This window comes from Tardiphaga sp. 839_C3_N1_4 (assembly GCF_051811045.1).
Taxonomy (GTDB): Bacteria; Pseudomonadota; Alphaproteobacteria; order Rhizobiales; family Xanthobacteraceae; genus Tardiphaga.
The window spans coordinates 5,697,993-5,712,310 of the sequence record NZ_JBPWQD010000001.1 but is presented as its reverse complement, the minus strand read 5'-3'; the positions used below and the strand labels follow the sequence as shown (position 1 = coordinate 5,712,310).

The following is a 14,318-nucleotide window of genomic DNA, read 5'->3' as shown; positions in this document are numbered from 1 at the left end:
AGCCCAAAACAAAGGCCGCTGCACCAGCAGCGGCCCGAACGCATTCATCACAGGAAGAGCGGATCAGCGGGCAACGATCAGGCCGCGGCTCGTGACCACCGTCCAGCGGCCATCCTGTTTGCGGATCGCGTCGACGCGGCCGAGGCCGGGAACCGGATCGCCGGCATAGACTTCGAAGATTCCGGCACGGCCCTCGATGGTGGCACCGCCGCCGGCGATGTCGATGATGCGCCAGCTTTCGACCGTGGGCAGGCGCGCAACTTCGGGCTTCGGTGTCGGGGTCGGCACCGGGGCGTTGATCGAACCGGTCACTTCCTTGGCCGGTACCGAGGCAACCGGTGCAGGGGCCGGCGCGGGTGCGGCAGCAGCCGGCGGTGTGGTGCGCAGCTTTTCGACGGTCTCGCTCAGCTTGGCGAGTTTCGCGGCCGGTTCGGCTTGCGCCTTCTCAAGCTTGTCGAGACGATCGGCAGACTTCGCGCGCGCCGCAATGGACTGCTTGGCGTTGCGGTCGACCTCGGCCTTGAGCGCCGAGAGTTCGCCGTCGAGGCGGGCGATATGGTCTTCCAGTGCCTGATTGGTCGACTTGGCGTCGTCGGCGGCAAACAGCTTGCCGAGGCCCGACATTGCGACCGAACCACCAACCGCGCCGACGGTGATGCCCAGCGCGATCATCGCGGCGATCGCCAGCATCCGGCTGCGGCCAGCCTTCTCTGCCGACTCAATCTTCGGCTCGGAGTTGACGAAGTCTTCCCAGGAGCGCTCGCGCGACACATTCTCGCGGGATGCGCCATCATGCGGGCCGCTGTCGCGGGAGGGAGCCATGATGGTGATCCGGCCGGGCGCTCCGAGCTTCGGCGCTTCCCTCTTAGGCATCTGGGCGGGGCGGTCAGCACCGCTGTGCTCGTCGCCCTGCTCCGGTGCGAGCTTCGGCGAATCCACGTGAATGTCAGCATCGTGGGAACCGGCCACCGCCGCCGCGCCGGTGTCGACGTGATCGCCGCTGACGTCTGGGGTGGAATCGGCCTTGTGCTCGCTCACGATCAAATTCTCCGGAATAGATGAACACTTTGGTAACTTTCATTGCTTGCCAAATCCTTACCGGGTGCCGTGCTTACGAAAATTTCACCTCTTGTCCGGGGGGAGGAACCGTTGCTTGACGCGCATCCGCCCCGCCCGCACAACACCTGCAAACAGAACAATCGGGGAAATGCCATGAAGCTCTACGATTCCATCGGACCGAATCCGCGCGTGGTGCGCATGTTCTTGGCCGAGAAGGGCATCAGCCTCCCCATCCAGAGCGTCGATCTTGCTGCCGGGGAGAACCGCGAACCCGCGCATCTGGCGCGCAATCCGCATGGCCAGATGCCGACGCTCGAACTCGACGACGGCGCCTACGTGTCGGAGACGGTGGCGATCTGCGAATATATCGAGGAGACGCATCCGACGCCGGCGCTGATCGGCACCACGCCCGAGCAGCGCGCCGAGGCGCGGATGTGGCGGCAGCGCGTCGATCTCAACATCTGCCAGCACATCGCCAACGGCTATCGCTTTTCGGAGGGATTGAAGCGCTTCGAGACACGTATCGTCTGCGTGCCCGAAGGCGCGCCGGGCCTGAAAACAATCGCCATCGACCGGCTGCGCTGGCTCGACGGACAGATGGGCGGCAAGACCTTCATCTGCGGCGAGCGGTTCACCATGGCCGACATCGTGCTGTTTTGCTGGCTCGATTTCGCCGACAAGGTGAAGCAGCCTTGGGACCGGGGCAATGCGAGGATCGCAGCGTGGTTCGAGCGGGTCGGTGCGCGGGAGAGTGTGAAGGCGTAACTGGCGCTCTGACACAAAACTCCGTCATGGCCGGGCCTGTCCCGGCCATCCACGTCTTTATTCGTTTTGTTGCCAAGGCGTGGATACGCGGGACAAGCCCGCGCATGACGGCTGAGAGGGCGTAACGGCTACAGCACCACCGGCGCATCCGGCAGTTCGTTCACCGAGCCGGCATCGCGCGGAAAATGCGCCGCCAGATGCTGCGTCACCGCATCGATGCCCTTGATCACACCGCGCTCGAAATGCCCGGCGCGAAACTCCGCTTCCATCATCTGGCAGATCGCTTCCCAGCCGGCTTTGCCGACGCGGGCATCAATGCCGCGGTCGACCACGATCTCGACATCGCGATCGGCGAGCAGCAGATAGATCAGCACGCCGTTGTTATGCGCGGTGTCCCAGACACGCAATTGCGCGAACACGTCGATGGCGCGTTCGCGGGCGGATTGATTGCGGAACAGTGGGGCACCGTCCAGCGCGCCTTCGACCACGAAGCGGATCTGGCCGGCATGGCTGGCCTCGGAGGCCTTGATGGCCTGTTCGATCGCCGCCAGCGATTCCGGCGGGAACGCCTTGCGGACCCGCGAGCGATTGCCGAGCAGATGGTTGCCGATGCGTGTCAGGCTCATCACCAACTCCCCGAAGCGCCGCCGCCACCGAAACTGCCGCCGCCTCCACTGAAGCCGCCGCTGCTCGATGAACTCCCTGATGACCAGGAACCGCCGCCGCCCCCGATAGAGCCACCGCCGCGACGTCCACCGCCTCCGCCACCCGACATGAGGGCCTCGCTGATCAGCGTAAAGAAAAATGCGACCGCGCCGAGAATGCCGCCGAACAGCAGGCTGCCGGCGACCAACCAGACCACCACGGTGACGAGCCCGCCGGTCGCCAGCGAGCCGAACAGCCGGCCAAAGATATTACGCAGGATACTGCCGAAGATCAGCACACCGAACAGCAGGAACGGCGCATATTCCATGATCTGATCGAGGGCATTCGAATTACCCTTCCATTCATCCGGCGCCGGCAGTGGCTCGCCGTCGATCACCTTGATGATCTGGTTGACGCCGGCTGTGATGCCACCCGCGAAATCGCCGGTCTTGAAGCGCGGCGTGATGATCTCGTCCATGATCCGTTTCGTGGTCACGTCGGTCAGTGCGCCTTCGAGGCCGTAGCCGACTTCGATGCGGAGCTTGCGATCGTCCTTGGCGACCAGCAGGATCGCGCCGTCATCGACTTTCTTGCGGCCGATCTTCCAGGCTTCGGCAACGCGGATGGAGTATTGCGCGATGGCTTCTGGCGCCGTGGTGGGCACGATCAGCACCACGATCTGGCTGCCCTTGCGCGACTCGAAATCACGCAGCGTGCTGTCGAGCGACGCCTGTTCGCTCTGGCTCAGCGTCGCGGTCTGATCGACCACGCGCCCCGTCAGAGCCGGCACGGCCACATCAGCCAGAGCAACGGCGCTCCAGCACAGCAGCAATGCCAACAGACAGGCTTTGATCGCCTTCATCGGATCGGCCTGATCGGCACCGGCCTATTTCGCAGGCGCCGGCGTCGGGTTGAAGTCGACCTTCGGCGCCGTCGAAATCTCGCTCTCATTGGCGACCGAGAAATTCGCCTTCTCCTTGTAGCCGAACATCATGGCCGTCAGATTGTTCGGGAAGGTGCGCACGCCGACGTTATAATCCTGCACCGACTTGATGTAGCGGTTGCGCGCCACTGTGATGCGGTTCTCGGTGCCTTCGAGCTGCGACATCAGATCCTTGAACAGCGCGTCCGACTTGAGCTGCGGATAGTTCTCGGTGACCACGAGCAAGCGCGACAGCGCGCTGGAGAGTTCGCCTTGCGCGGCCTGGAATTTCTGCAGCGCGGCGGGATCGTTGACCACATCGGGCGTCGCCTGCACCGAGCCGACCTTGGCGCGCGCATTTGTGACGCCCAGAAGAACGTCTTTCTCCTGCTGCGCGAAGCCCTTTACGGAATTCACGAGATTCGGCACGAGGTCCGCGCGGCGCTGATACTGGTTGACCACTTCCGACCAGGCCGACTTGACCTGCTCATCATTGGTCTGGATCGCGTTGTAACCGCAATTGGTCAGACTGAGGGTCGCCAGTGCGGCCAGCACGGTCAAAAACTTGCGCATGAAATTCTCCTGTGACGCGGCTCAAATGACTCGACCGCTTCTAGCACAGGCAAACGACGAAAGCCGCCACAAGTTCATCGCGAATGCTGCAATGCCCATACGGGTTTATGTTTGCATGCCCGGCATTCGTTGTTAGCCTTGCCGCAAGCATCGGCCCACAGAAGCCGAGGACATTTGGGGAGGTTTCCATGACGGACGTGCTCAACGCGTTTCCGACGGTCGGGGCGCAGACCTTGCGGGCGCTGGCGCGCTATCCGGATCGCATCGCTTTCAGTTGGCCCGGCGGCTCCATCACCTATCGCGGCACCACGGACCTGATCGCGCGACTGCAGAATGTGTTCATGAACCTCGGCGCACAGCCCGGCACGAAAGTGGCGTTGCTGACAGCCAACCGCGCCGACACCTGGTGCGCCGGCGTCGCCGCGCAACTGTCGCGTTTCGCAATCTCCTGGCTGCATCCGCTGGGCTCCATGCAGGACCAGATCGACCAGATCGAGGACGCCGAAGCAACGATCCTGATCATCGATGCCGACAATTTTCTGCAGCGCGGCGGCGAACTGGCATCGCGCGCGCAAGGCCTGCAGCACGTGTTCACGCTGGGCCGTGCGGATTACGGCATCGATCTTCTGAAAGTCGTCGGCTCGGGCGGCAGCGCCACCGCGCGGGACTTTGCACAGGTCGATGACATCGCCGTACTGAACTACACCGGCGGCACCACTGGAAAGTCCAAGGGTGCGCTGCGCCGGCATCGCGAAGTGTCGGGCTTTGCCAGCGCCATCCTGTCTGACTTCGAAATTCCGGATACGCCGAGCTATCTCACGGTGGCGCCGATCAGCCATGTCGCCGGCACCAAGGTGCTGCCAACGCTGATGCGCGGCGGCACGGTGCACATGCTGAAGGGCTTCGATCCCGAAGCGGTGCTCAAGACCATCGAACGCGAGCGCATCAATTTCACGCTGTTCGTGCCGACCATGATCTATGTGCTGCTCGACAACCCGACGCTGTCAAAGACCGATCTATCGTCGCTCGATCTCGTGCTTTACGGCGCATCGCCGATGTCACCGAGCCGGCTGGTGGAAGGCATCGAACGCATCGGCCCGGTGTTCTCGCAGCTCTACGGGCAGACCGAATGCTACCCTGTGTCGGTGCTGCGCAAGACGGATCATGATCCCAGGAAGCCCGAGCTGTTCCTGTCCTGCGGCTTCCCCATCGCTGTCTGCGACGTCCGCATTCTCGACGATGACGATCAGGAAGTCTCGCCCGGAGAGGCCGGCGAGATCTGCGTCCGCGCGCCGCATGTGATGAAGGAATACTGGAAGCGGCCGGAGCAGACCGCGGAGACGCTGAAGAACGGCTGGCTGCATACTGGCGACATCGCCCGCGCCGACGAGCGCGGCTACATGTTCATCCTCGACCGCAAGAAGGACATGATCGTCTCCGGCGGCTTCAACATCTTCCCGCGCGAGATCGAGGATGTGTTGACCACCCATGCCGATGTCGCCATGTGCGCCGTGGTCGGGGTGCCCGACGACAAATGGGGCGAGGCCGTCACCGCCATCGTGGTCGCGCGTGGCGGTGCGAAGCCGGACGCCAACGAACTGATCAATCTGGTGAAGACCCGCAAGGGGTCGGCGCATGCTCCCAAGCACATCAAGTTCGTGACTGAATTGCCGATGACCGGCGTCGGCAAGATCGACAAGAAGGCACTGCGTGCGAGCTTCTGGGTCGGGCGCGAGCGGATGGTGGGGTAGCCGAATTCAAGCGCATTCCGGGGTGCGTCGGACCGACACCCCGCCCCGCCCAGCTCGTCATTCCCGGCACACCAGTTGGTGTGCCTGACAGCGTGGCCGGCGCCGGAGGCTGCCTCGCGCTCCTCATTCCGGGGCAGACCGAGCGCGCAGCGATCCCGAACTGTTCATCACCTCTCTCGTGTGGGTGGAGAGAGGTGATGAACAGTTCGGGATTCCGGGTTCGCGCGCGCGAAGATGCGCGCACGCCCCGGAATGACGGTGGGAAGACACCGCCAAGTGACTTGCATGATGATAGTTACTGGCCTATCCTCCCTCCATGGAGCGCAAAAGTTTCGAAAAACTGGAATGCCCGGTTGCCCGCAGCCTTGAGCGCGTCGGCGAGTGGTGGAGCATTCTGATCATGCGCGATGCCATCTACGGCATGACGCGGTTCGACCAGTTCCAGAAGAACCTCAACATCGCGCCGAACATGCTGACCCGCCGGCTGGCAGTCCTTGTCGAGGCCGGCCTGCTCACGAGGCGGCAATATTGCGAAAAGCCGCCGCGTTACGAATATATCGTGACCCCGCGCGGCCGGGATTTCCGCTCCGTGCTGTGGTCGCTGCAAAGCTGGGGCAACCGGCACTTCGCGCCTGAGGGTGAAAGCGTTGTTCTGATCGACAAGGAGACCGGCGAGACCGCCGATCCCATCTTGGTCGATCGCCGTACCGGCAAACCAATCACCGAAGCCACCCACGCCAATGCGCCCGGCCCTGCCGCCAGCGCACGCGTGCAACGGCGGCTCAGCAAACCGCGCCCGCAGAAGGACGGATCACCATGAAACTGGAAACGCCGCAGGCCATCGTCGCCGCCACGGCTGCGCCCGTCCACGAGATGAACCCGCGGACGCGGATGCTGCTGCAGGCGCCAATCGCCTCCACGCTGGTCAAGCTCGCCTGGCCCAATCTGCTGGTGATGCTGGCGCAGGCTTCCACCGGCCTGATCGAGACCTGGTGGGTGTCGCATCTCGGCAGCGACGCGCTGACCGGCATGGCCGTGGTGTTTCCCGGCTTCATGATGATGCAGATGCTGTCGGCTGGCGCCATGGGCGGCGGCATTTCCTCGGCGATTGCGCGTGCGCTCGGCGCAAGGCGCACCGACGATGCCGAGGCGCTGGTAATGCACGCGACCCTTATCAATATCCTGCTCGGCCTCATCGGCTCGGCGATCTTCCTGATCTGGGGCCGTGCGATTTACACCGCGATGGGTGTCAGCGGCGGCGCGCTGGACGCGGCCATGCAGTATTCCAACGTGGTGTTCGGCGGCAGCGTTTTAGTTTGGCTGATGAACGGCTTTGCCAGCATCATCCGCGGCACCGGCAACATGCTGGTGCCGTCGCTGTCGATCTGTATCGGCGTGGTGCTACTGATCCCGCTGTCGCCGCTACTGATCTTCGGCTGGGGACCGATTCCGGCCCTCGGCATTGCCGGCGGCGGCTGGGCCGTGGTGCTATCCACCTTCACCGTCGGCGCCGTACTCGCCGGCTACATCCTCTCGGGCCGCTGCATCGTGCATTTCAAGCTGGCGCGGCTGCGTTGGGATCTGTCAGCCGACATCCTGCGCGTCGGCGCCATCGCCGCGGTCATCTCCCTGCAGACGAGCTTCACGGTGCTGCTGACCACCGCACTGGTCGGCGGCTTTGCTGGCGGCGACGCCGTGGCCGGGTTCGGCACCGGCGTGCGTTTGGAATATCTGATGGTGCCATTGGCGTTCGGGTTTGGCGGACCGCTGGTGGCGCTGGTGGGCACCAATATCGGCGCGGGACAGGAGCAGCGCGCACTGCGGGCGGCGCTGATCGGCGGCGGCATGGTGTTCGTGATCACCGAAACCGTCGGCCTGGCGGCCGCGATCTGGCCAGCCGCGTGGCTCGGCCTGTTCGGGTCGGACCCACAGATGATCGAGACCGGCAGCGCTTACTTACGCATTGTCGGTCCGGCCTATGGCTTCTTCGGCCTGGGCCTGTCGCTCTATTTCGCCTCGCAGGGCGCCGGCAAGATGCTCTATCCGCTGCTGGCCGGCGTGCTGCGCCTCTTGATTTCCATCGGCGGCGGCTGGTTGGCGCTGCGGCTGACGGGATCGCTGACCTGGCTGTTCGCCTGCCTGACGTTTGCGCTGGTCGTCTACGGCACCATCATCGCCACGGCGGTGGCGTCCGGGACCTGGTTCAAGACGAAGCCGCGGTGACGCCGATGTACCCGGCCGGTGCCGTCTCAAACAGCGCGTGGCGTGTAGGATGGGTAGAGCGGAGGCGCGACGCGCCGCAGCGAAACCCATCATGGTCCGCGGGAAAGAGTGATGGGTTTCGCGAAAGACGCTCTACCCATCCTACACGCTGACCTGCATATGCCTCATGCAGTTACACGCCTGTAGGGGCTAAGCGAACTATCCTAGATAGCGCGGATCGGCGGTCAGTTCGGCCGCACCCAGGAATCCCCAGCTATGGCAGACGGTATCGCGGCACAGGCTCCCCAGCCGACGGAAGGGCTGACGCCGAGCCAGCAGCGTTGGGCGCGGCTTGCCATCTTTACCGCCCTTGCCATGGCCTCGCTCGATACCGCCATCGCCAATATCGCGTTGCCCTCCATCGCCGCCGACCTGCATGCCACGCCAGCAGATGTGATCTGGGTGGTCAATGTCTACCAGATCGCCATGGTCGCCACGCTGCTGCCGCTCGGCGCGCTGGGCGAGATCGTCGGCCATCAGCGCATCTATCTCGGCGGGCTGATCCTGTTCACGATCGCGTCGGTCGCCTGCGCATTCGCGTGGTCCCTGGACACTTTACTGTTCGCGCGGGTGCTGCAGGGCCTCGGCGCCGCCGGCGCCATGAGCGTCAATGCCGCGCTGGTCCGCGTGGTTTATCCCCCAAGCCATTTCGGCCGCGGGCTCGGTCATAACGCCCTTGTCGTCGCGACGGCCTTCACCCTCGGCCCCACCATCGCCTCGGGCATCCTGTCGGTTGCAACCTGGCCCTGGCTGTTCGCGATCAACCTGCCCTTCGGCCTCGCCGCCATTGTCATCAGCCTGAAGACACTGCCAAAGACCACACGCGCCACCCATCGTTTCGATTTTCTCGGCGCCCTCCTGACCTCGCTCTGCCTCGGCCTGCTGATCCTCGGCATCGACAGCGCCGCCCATCACACGGCGCCGTCCATTGTCGTCGCCGAACTGGTTGCCGGCCTGTTGTTCGGCTGGCTGCTGCTCCGCCGGCAGGCCGATCACCCTGCGCCCATGCTGCCGATCGACCTGTTTCGCCGCCCATTGTTCGCGCTGTCGGCGGCCACGGCGGTTTGCTCCTTCTCCGTCCAGGGCCTCGCCTTCGTGTCGCTGCCGTTCTATTTCGAAGAAGTTCTGCATCGTTCGGCAGTCGAGACCGGCTTCTTCCTGACGCCCTGGCCGCTGGTCGTCGGCATCATGGCGCCGATCGCCGGCCGGTTGTCGGACCACTATCCCGCCGGGCTTCTTGGCGGTATCGGCATGGCCTTGCTGGGCGCCGGCATGGTGCTGCTGGCCACCCTGCCGCCCGACCCGAGCGTCACCAATATCGTCTGGCGGATGGTGATCTGCGGCGCCGGCTTCGGCTTCTTCCAGGCCCCGAACATGAAGGCGATCATGTCGAGCGCTCCCGCCGGCCGCAGCGGCGGCGCCAGCGGTATCGTTGCCACCGCCCGGCTGACCGGCCAGAGCATGGGCGCGGCGCTCGCCGCCTTCTGCTTCGGCCTGTTCGGCCATGGCGGCGCGACGTGGGCGCTGGCGCTCGGCGCCGGCTTTGCCGCGCTCGGCTGCGTCATGAGCTTCCTGCGGCTGATCGTCCCGTCGTCACCCAGTCACTGATTTCAGAGATAATTTTGCGAACTCACATTTCTCTTTTGCAATGCCGTATTAAGTGATGTGATATACTGCAGTGCAGAGACAGATATTTTGCAGCGCAAGTAACAAAACTGAGTTCCATTGCCCTTCGGTTCCGTAAGTACCCAAAGACGCTGGACCAGTCTTGTATCCTTGTAGTCGCGGCGGGCACGAGGGCATTTCTTGAGGGTACTGTTCGTCACTCCAGAGATTGACGACTTCATCCGGGTGGGCGGCCTCGCAGCCGTCTCCGCCGCCCTCCCTAGAGCCTTGCGTATCTGGAGCGACGTTCGCATCATCCTTCCCGGCTACCGCGACGTCGTCACGCAGTTTCCTGACATCGAGATCGTCGGCGAATGCCCGGCACTGGCGGAAATGCCCGCCTGCTCGGTCGGCCTTGCCGCGACCAAGGATGGACTGCCGATCTATATCCTGCTGTGCCCGCAGCTCTACGATCGTCCCGGCAATCCGTATGGCGATGCCTGCGGCCGGGACTGGCCGGACAACGACATCCGCTTCGCGCGCTTCGCCTCAGCCGCGGCGCTGCTCGCCTCGGGCAAGCTCGACAAGAACTGGTCGGCCGATCTGGTCCACGCCAATGACTGGCAGGCGGCCCTGGTGCCGGCCTATCTCGCCTGGAGCGGGGTGAAGATCCCGACCATCCTGACGATCCATAATCTCGCTTATCAGGGTCTGTTCCCGAAGACCTCGCTGCGCCGGATCGGTGCACCTGCGGAGTCGTTTCACATCGACGGGCTCGAATTCTACGACAAGCTCTCCTTCCTCAAGGGCGGGCTGATCTACTCGTCGCATCTGACCACCGTGAGCGAGACCTATGCGCGCGAGATCACCACGCCGGAACTCGGCTGCGGGCTGGAAGGCCTGCTGACCAAGCGCTCGAATGAGTCGCGGCTTACCGGCATCCTCAACGGCATCGACGAAAGCTGGGATCCGCGCGTCTGCGCGGAGCTCATGAGACCGTTCGGCGCGGGTGACTGGGAAGCCAAACGCGCCAATGCCGATGGGGTACGTCAACAATTTGGGCTCGCGCTCTCCCGCGGGCCCATTTTTGGTTTGGTCGCCCGCCTCGTGCATCAGAAGGGCGTCGACCTCGTGCTGTCGGCCGCCGACGCCATCGTGTCCGCGGGCGGCCAGATCGTCGTCACCGGCCGCGGCGAAACCGCGATCGAGAATGCGCTGATGGAAGCGCATCGCCGCCGTCCGGATGCGATCGGCGTCGCCATCGGCTTCAACGACCGCGAGGCACGGCGTATCTTCGCCGGCAGCGACTTCACCCTGATGCCGTCGCGCTTCGAGCCGTGCGGACTAAGCCAGATGTATGCGCAGCGCTTCGGCTCGCTGCCGATCGGCCACCAGACGGGCGGCCTTGCCGAAACCATCGTCGATGGCGAGACCGGCTTCTTGTTCACGCAGCCCTCCACCGAGTCATTTTTGGGTGGCATCCTGCGGGCCTTCGCGACCTATGGCTCCAAAGAACGCCTGAACTCGATGCGTCGCAGCGCCATGTCGAAATCGTTCAGCTGGAATATTTCTGCCGCCAGCTACAGCGCGCTGTATCGCAAGACCATCGTCGCCGGAGTGTAGCGCGGGAAATCGGCAGGCGAACCCCGATCTTGGCTTGCGGATCAGTTCCGTTTCACAATAATGGCGAAAGCTGGCAACAATCATTATCCATGAAGACGTGGCCGGTCCCTCCGTGATGAAGGCCAGCCCGTGCTCAAAGCTTCGCCTCCCGCCGAGCCGATCGTCGACTGGCGATCGGAAATCAGCGCCGGCCTGATCTCCAGCCTCGTCTGTCTGCCGCTCTGCCTCGCTTGCGGACTGCTGGTGTTTGCGCCGCTCGGCCCCGACTATGTCGCAGCGGGCGCGGCAGCCGGCCTGTATGGCGGCGCCATCGTCGGCCTCGTCGCGGCCGTGGTCGCCACCTCGTCCTATATCGTGACGACGAGCCGCGTCAGCATGGCCCTGGTGCAGGCTGGCCTGACCACGACGCTGGTCAATGACGCGACGCTTGCGAGCCAGCCCGCGATGATCGTGACCGCGATCATGCTGTGTTTGTTCCTGGCCGGGCTGTGGCAGGTCCTGTTCGGACTGCTCGGCCTGACGCGCGCCATCAAATTCGCGCCGCACCCGGTACTCACCGGCCTACTCAACGGCGTCGGGATGCTGATCGTGATTTCCCAGTTCAAGCCGTTCTTTGCCGGGCATACGCTGTGGCCGAACAAGCCCGCGATGCTGGTTTACGTCGTGGCCCTGGCGCTCTTTGTTCTGAACTATCCGGCCATAGCAGGCTGGCTGCGGCTGCCGGACTGGCTGCGGAAGATACCGGGATCGCTTGCAGGCTTCATTGCCGGCACCGCGCTCTACTATCTGATCAGCGTCCCGACCGGTCTCGATCTCGGGCCGACCATCGGTGAGATCCATGTCAGCTTCCCGCCGGCCATGCCGCTCGGCCCAGTGTTCGACGGCTCGATCACATCGGAACTGACCGCCGTGCTTCCGCATGTCGTGCTGGTCTCGCTGGTGCTGGCGATCATCGGCACGGTGGAGACCATGCTGGCTTTCCGCGTGGCGCAGCAGCTCGACGACACGCATATCCACCCGGTACGCGACCTCGCCGCACAAGGCATCGCCAATGCAGCGGCAGCGCTGGGCGGCGGCATCGGCGGATCGGCGATCCCTTCCGTCATCCTGCTCGGCTATCGCATGGGCGGCCGCACGCGCTGGACCAGCATTTTCGTGGCGCTCAGCCTATTGGCCATCACATTCGCGCTGTCGTCGGTGCTCGCACAGGTTCCGCGCGCGGTGTTCGCCGGCCTGCTGCTCGTGATCGGCATCGTGCTGTTCGATCGCTGGAACCTGCAACTGCTGGCCGATGTCAGACAAAAAAGCGAGCCGCAGGTTCGTCGGCACGCGGTCTACAACCTGATCGTGGTGCTCGCGGTGATGGCCGTGACCGTGTTCAGCTCCGTCGTTTCTGGAGTGATCGTCGGCATCATCCTGTCCTGCATCATCTTCGTCATCAATATGAGCCGGCCGCTGGTGCGCCGCGCGCATCTCGGCGACACGCTGTTCTCCAAGCGCATTCGCTCGGCCGACGATCTCGCGATCCTGCAGCAGACCGGGCAGCAGCGCGCCATCCTGCAGCTCGAAGGCGCGCTGTTCTTCGGCAATGCCGACGACCTCTCGCTCCGCGTCAAGGACTTGTTCAACAGCACGGATATGATCCTGCTCGACATGGGTGCCATCTCCGACCTCGACGTCTCGGGCATCAACGCGTTGCGAACCCTGCGCCAGAAGGCGACTGAAAAGAAACGGCGACTGATCTACTGCAATGTCCGGCCCGTCCATGCCGCCATCATCGGCAACGGGGTCGGGCACGATCCCGCATCGCCGTCCATGACGCAGGATCTCGATTCCGCACTGGAGTGGATGGAGCAGACCATGCTCGATCGCTCCGCTGCGAGACAGGGGCAAGCGGACGAGCTGGCTCTCGAGCGGATCGATTTTCTGGACGGCGTTTCAGCCGACGAGATGGCCGAACTGACCCCGGTGATGACCAGACGCAAATTCGCGTGCGGCGATACGATCTGCCGCGAGGGCGACGCCGGCGACCGGATGTGGCTGATCCTGAAAGGTAGCGTCAGCGTGCTGCTGCGCACCGACGGACATCACGAGCGACGCCGCATCGCCGGACTTGGCCGCGGCACCACGGTCGGTGAAATGGCGCTGGTGGAGTCAGTGCCGCGCTCTGCGACCATCGTCGCCGACGACGAGGTGGTCTGTTACGAATTCCCGCGCGACGGCTTCGACCTGATCCTGAAGAAAAATCCAGTGCTCGCCACCAGGCTGCTGGGCAACCTGGCGCGCGAACTCACCCGGCGACTGCGGCAGACCTCGCAGGATCTGCGCGTCAGTCATCACTGAGGCGGTTAAACCTCGACCACGCGCTCGACATGCACGCGGCGGCAATCCATCTCATATTCGAGATCGACGACCGGCGGGCGGTTGAAGTGCCAGGTCAGGCCATTGCGGAACACGCCGCGGCGGCCGAGTTCGCTTTCCAGCAGTGCATAGACGTCCCGCACCGTGTAGAGCTGCGCGCCGGTTGTCTGCTCCCAAGTGCCGGAGAATGCGCTCATGCGGCGCTCCATCTCGTCGAGCACGAACTTAGCTTTTTCCAGCATACCCGACGGGCTGATATCGCCGAGGCGTACCGTGTTGTCGCGATAGTCACCTTTGCCCTCAGCCGCTTCGCCGCTGCCGGCGATGACGAAGGAGGTCGGCGCATTCGGCGCGACGGTCGTGAAAGAGAAGGCGTGGAAGCCGGGCTCTGACGGCGGATCAATCTTCGGACACACATTGCTGCGCGCGATCGGGTTCACGCGGTCCTTCATGATGCCCCAGTCTTCGAGCGTCTTGATGTAGATCTCGTTGAAGTCGATGAAGCCCTGCTCCGTGAACGGCGCCGGCGAGCGCAGTTCGCAGGCCGCAAAGGCGGTCAGCGGCCGGCCCGCCGCCTTGATGATCTCGGCGACCTTGGCGAAGCCTTCCTTCAACGGCACGACTTTGGAGAAACGCACGCGCTCCAGCGCGAAGCCGGGCAGCGCGCCGACGCCGCAGGAATACTGGAACACGCCCGGCATGTAACGGTAGCCGCTATTGGGGGCTTCGACGGTCTCGATCATGGTTGGCCT

The 14,318-nt window shown here is 64.1% G+C and carries 12 protein-coding genes; 7 read left to right on the top strand and 5 right to left on the bottom strand.

Annotated features, from left to right (window positions below):
• Positions 1 to 63: 63 nt before the first annotated feature.
• Complete coding sequence (locus AB8A38_RS27360) at positions 64 to 1,038, bottom strand: hypothetical protein (protein ID WP_439088042.1); 975 nt, start codon at positions 1,036 to 1,038, stop codon at positions 64 to 66.
• Positions 1,039 to 1,212: 174 nt separating this feature from the next.
• Here AB8A38_RS27360 and AB8A38_RS27355 point away from each other — a divergent pair, with 174 nt between their 5' ends.
• Positions 1,213 to 1,824, top strand: coding sequence for a glutathione S-transferase family protein (locus AB8A38_RS27355; RefSeq protein WP_439088041.1), 612 nt, complete (start codon positions 1,213 to 1,215; stop codon positions 1,822 to 1,824).
• Positions 1,825 to 1,952: 128 nt separating this feature from the next.
• Here AB8A38_RS27355 and AB8A38_RS27350 read toward each other — a convergent pair whose 3' ends face one another.
• The 3 genes from AB8A38_RS27350 to AB8A38_RS27340 are packed head-to-tail and all read right to left on the bottom strand — an operon-like array spanning position 1,953 to position 3,964.
• Entirely contained in the window at positions 1,953 to 2,450 is a 498-nt protein-coding gene (locus AB8A38_RS27350; RefSeq protein WP_439088040.1) for a TPM domain-containing protein, read from the bottom strand.
• Positions 2,450 to 3,331 (bottom strand): TPM domain-containing protein, encoded by an 882-nt coding sequence (locus AB8A38_RS27345; RefSeq protein ID WP_439088039.1) that lies wholly within the window; start codon positions 3,329 to 3,331, stop codon positions 2,450 to 2,452. The genes AB8A38_RS27350 and AB8A38_RS27345 overlap by 1 nt, the downstream gene beginning before the upstream one ends.
• Positions 3,332 to 3,355: 24 nt before the next feature.
• On the bottom strand, positions 3,356 to 3,964 hold the full coding sequence (locus tag AB8A38_RS27340; protein WP_089265314.1) for a LemA family protein: 609 nt from the start codon (positions 3,962 to 3,964) through the stop codon (positions 3,356 to 3,358).
• 188 nt (positions 3,965 to 4,152) lie between these two features.
• Between AB8A38_RS27340 and AB8A38_RS27335 the strand changes: the two genes are divergently transcribed.
• The 6 genes from AB8A38_RS27335 (at position 4,153) to AB8A38_RS27310 (ending at position 13,548) form a co-directional block, all read left to right on the top strand.
• A complete protein-coding gene (locus tag AB8A38_RS27335) occupies positions 4,153 to 5,715 on the top strand; it encodes an AMP-binding protein (RefSeq protein WP_439088038.1) in 1,563 nt (520 codons plus the stop codon).
• 316 nt (positions 5,716 to 6,031) lie between these two features.
• On the top strand, positions 6,032 to 6,535 hold the full coding sequence (locus AB8A38_RS27330) for a helix-turn-helix transcriptional regulator (protein ID WP_089265316.1): 504 nt from the start codon (positions 6,032 to 6,034) through the stop codon (positions 6,533 to 6,535).
• Complete coding sequence (locus AB8A38_RS27325) at positions 6,532 to 7,938, top strand: MATE family efflux transporter (RefSeq protein WP_439088037.1); 1,407 nt, start codon at positions 6,532 to 6,534, stop codon at positions 7,936 to 7,938. Before AB8A38_RS27330 ends, AB8A38_RS27325 begins: the two co-directional genes overlap by 4 nt.
• 255 nt (positions 7,939 to 8,193) lie before the next feature.
• Entirely contained in the window at positions 8,194 to 9,585 is a 1,392-nt protein-coding gene (locus AB8A38_RS27320; protein WP_439088036.1) for an MFS transporter, read from the top strand.
• 198 nt (positions 9,586 to 9,783) lie between these two features.
• Positions 9,784 to 11,205 (top strand): glycogen synthase GlgA, encoded by a 1,422-nt coding sequence (gene glgA, locus AB8A38_RS27315; RefSeq protein ID WP_439088035.1) that lies wholly within the window; start codon positions 9,784 to 9,786, stop codon positions 11,203 to 11,205.
• Positions 11,206 to 11,334: 129 nt separating this feature from the next.
• The gene (locus AB8A38_RS27310; protein WP_439088034.1) at positions 11,335 to 13,548 is read left to right on the top strand and encodes an SLC26A/SulP transporter family protein; all 2,214 of its coding nucleotides are present in this window, start codon (positions 11,335 to 11,337) and stop codon (positions 13,546 to 13,548) included.
• Between the two features lie 5 nt (positions 13,549 to 13,553).
• On the opposite strand, the gene cnbZ is transcribed toward AB8A38_RS27310, so the two are convergent.
• Entirely contained in the window at positions 13,554 to 14,309 is a 756-nt protein-coding gene (cnbZ, locus tag AB8A38_RS27305; RefSeq protein ID WP_439088033.1) for a 2-amino-5-chloromuconate deaminase CnbZ, read from the bottom strand.
• Positions 14,310 to 14,318: the final 9 nt, after the last annotated feature.

Coding starts and splice junctions, on each gene's coding strand:
- AB8A38_RS27355 (WP_439088041.1), top strand. CDS start 1,213: ATGAAGCTCTACGATTCCATCGGACCGAATCCGCGCGTGGTGCGCATG.
- AB8A38_RS27350 (WP_439088040.1), bottom strand. CDS start 2,450: ATGAGCCTGACACGCATCGGCAACCATCTGCTCGGCAATCGCTCGCGG.
- AB8A38_RS27345 (WP_439088039.1), bottom strand. CDS start 3,331: ATGAAGGCGATCAAAGCCTGTCTGTTGGCATTGCTGCTGTGCTGGAGC.
- AB8A38_RS27340 (WP_089265314.1), bottom strand. CDS start 3,964: ATGCGCAAGTTTTTGACCGTGCTGGCCGCACTGGCGACCCTCAGTCTG.
- AB8A38_RS27335 (WP_439088038.1), top strand. CDS start 4,153: ATGACGGACGTGCTCAACGCGTTTCCGACGGTCGGGGCGCAGACCTTG.
- AB8A38_RS27330 (WP_089265316.1), top strand. CDS start 6,032: ATGGAGCGCAAAAGTTTCGAAAAACTGGAATGCCCGGTTGCCCGCAGC.
- AB8A38_RS27325 (WP_439088037.1), top strand. CDS start 6,532: ATGAAACTGGAAACGCCGCAGGCCATCGTCGCCGCCACGGCTGCGCCC.
- AB8A38_RS27320 (WP_439088036.1), top strand. CDS start 8,194: ATGGCAGACGGTATCGCGGCACAGGCTCCCCAGCCGACGGAAGGGCTG.
- cnbZ (WP_439088033.1), bottom strand. CDS start 14,309: ATGATCGAGACCGTCGAAGCCCCCAATAGCGGCTACCGTTACATGCCG.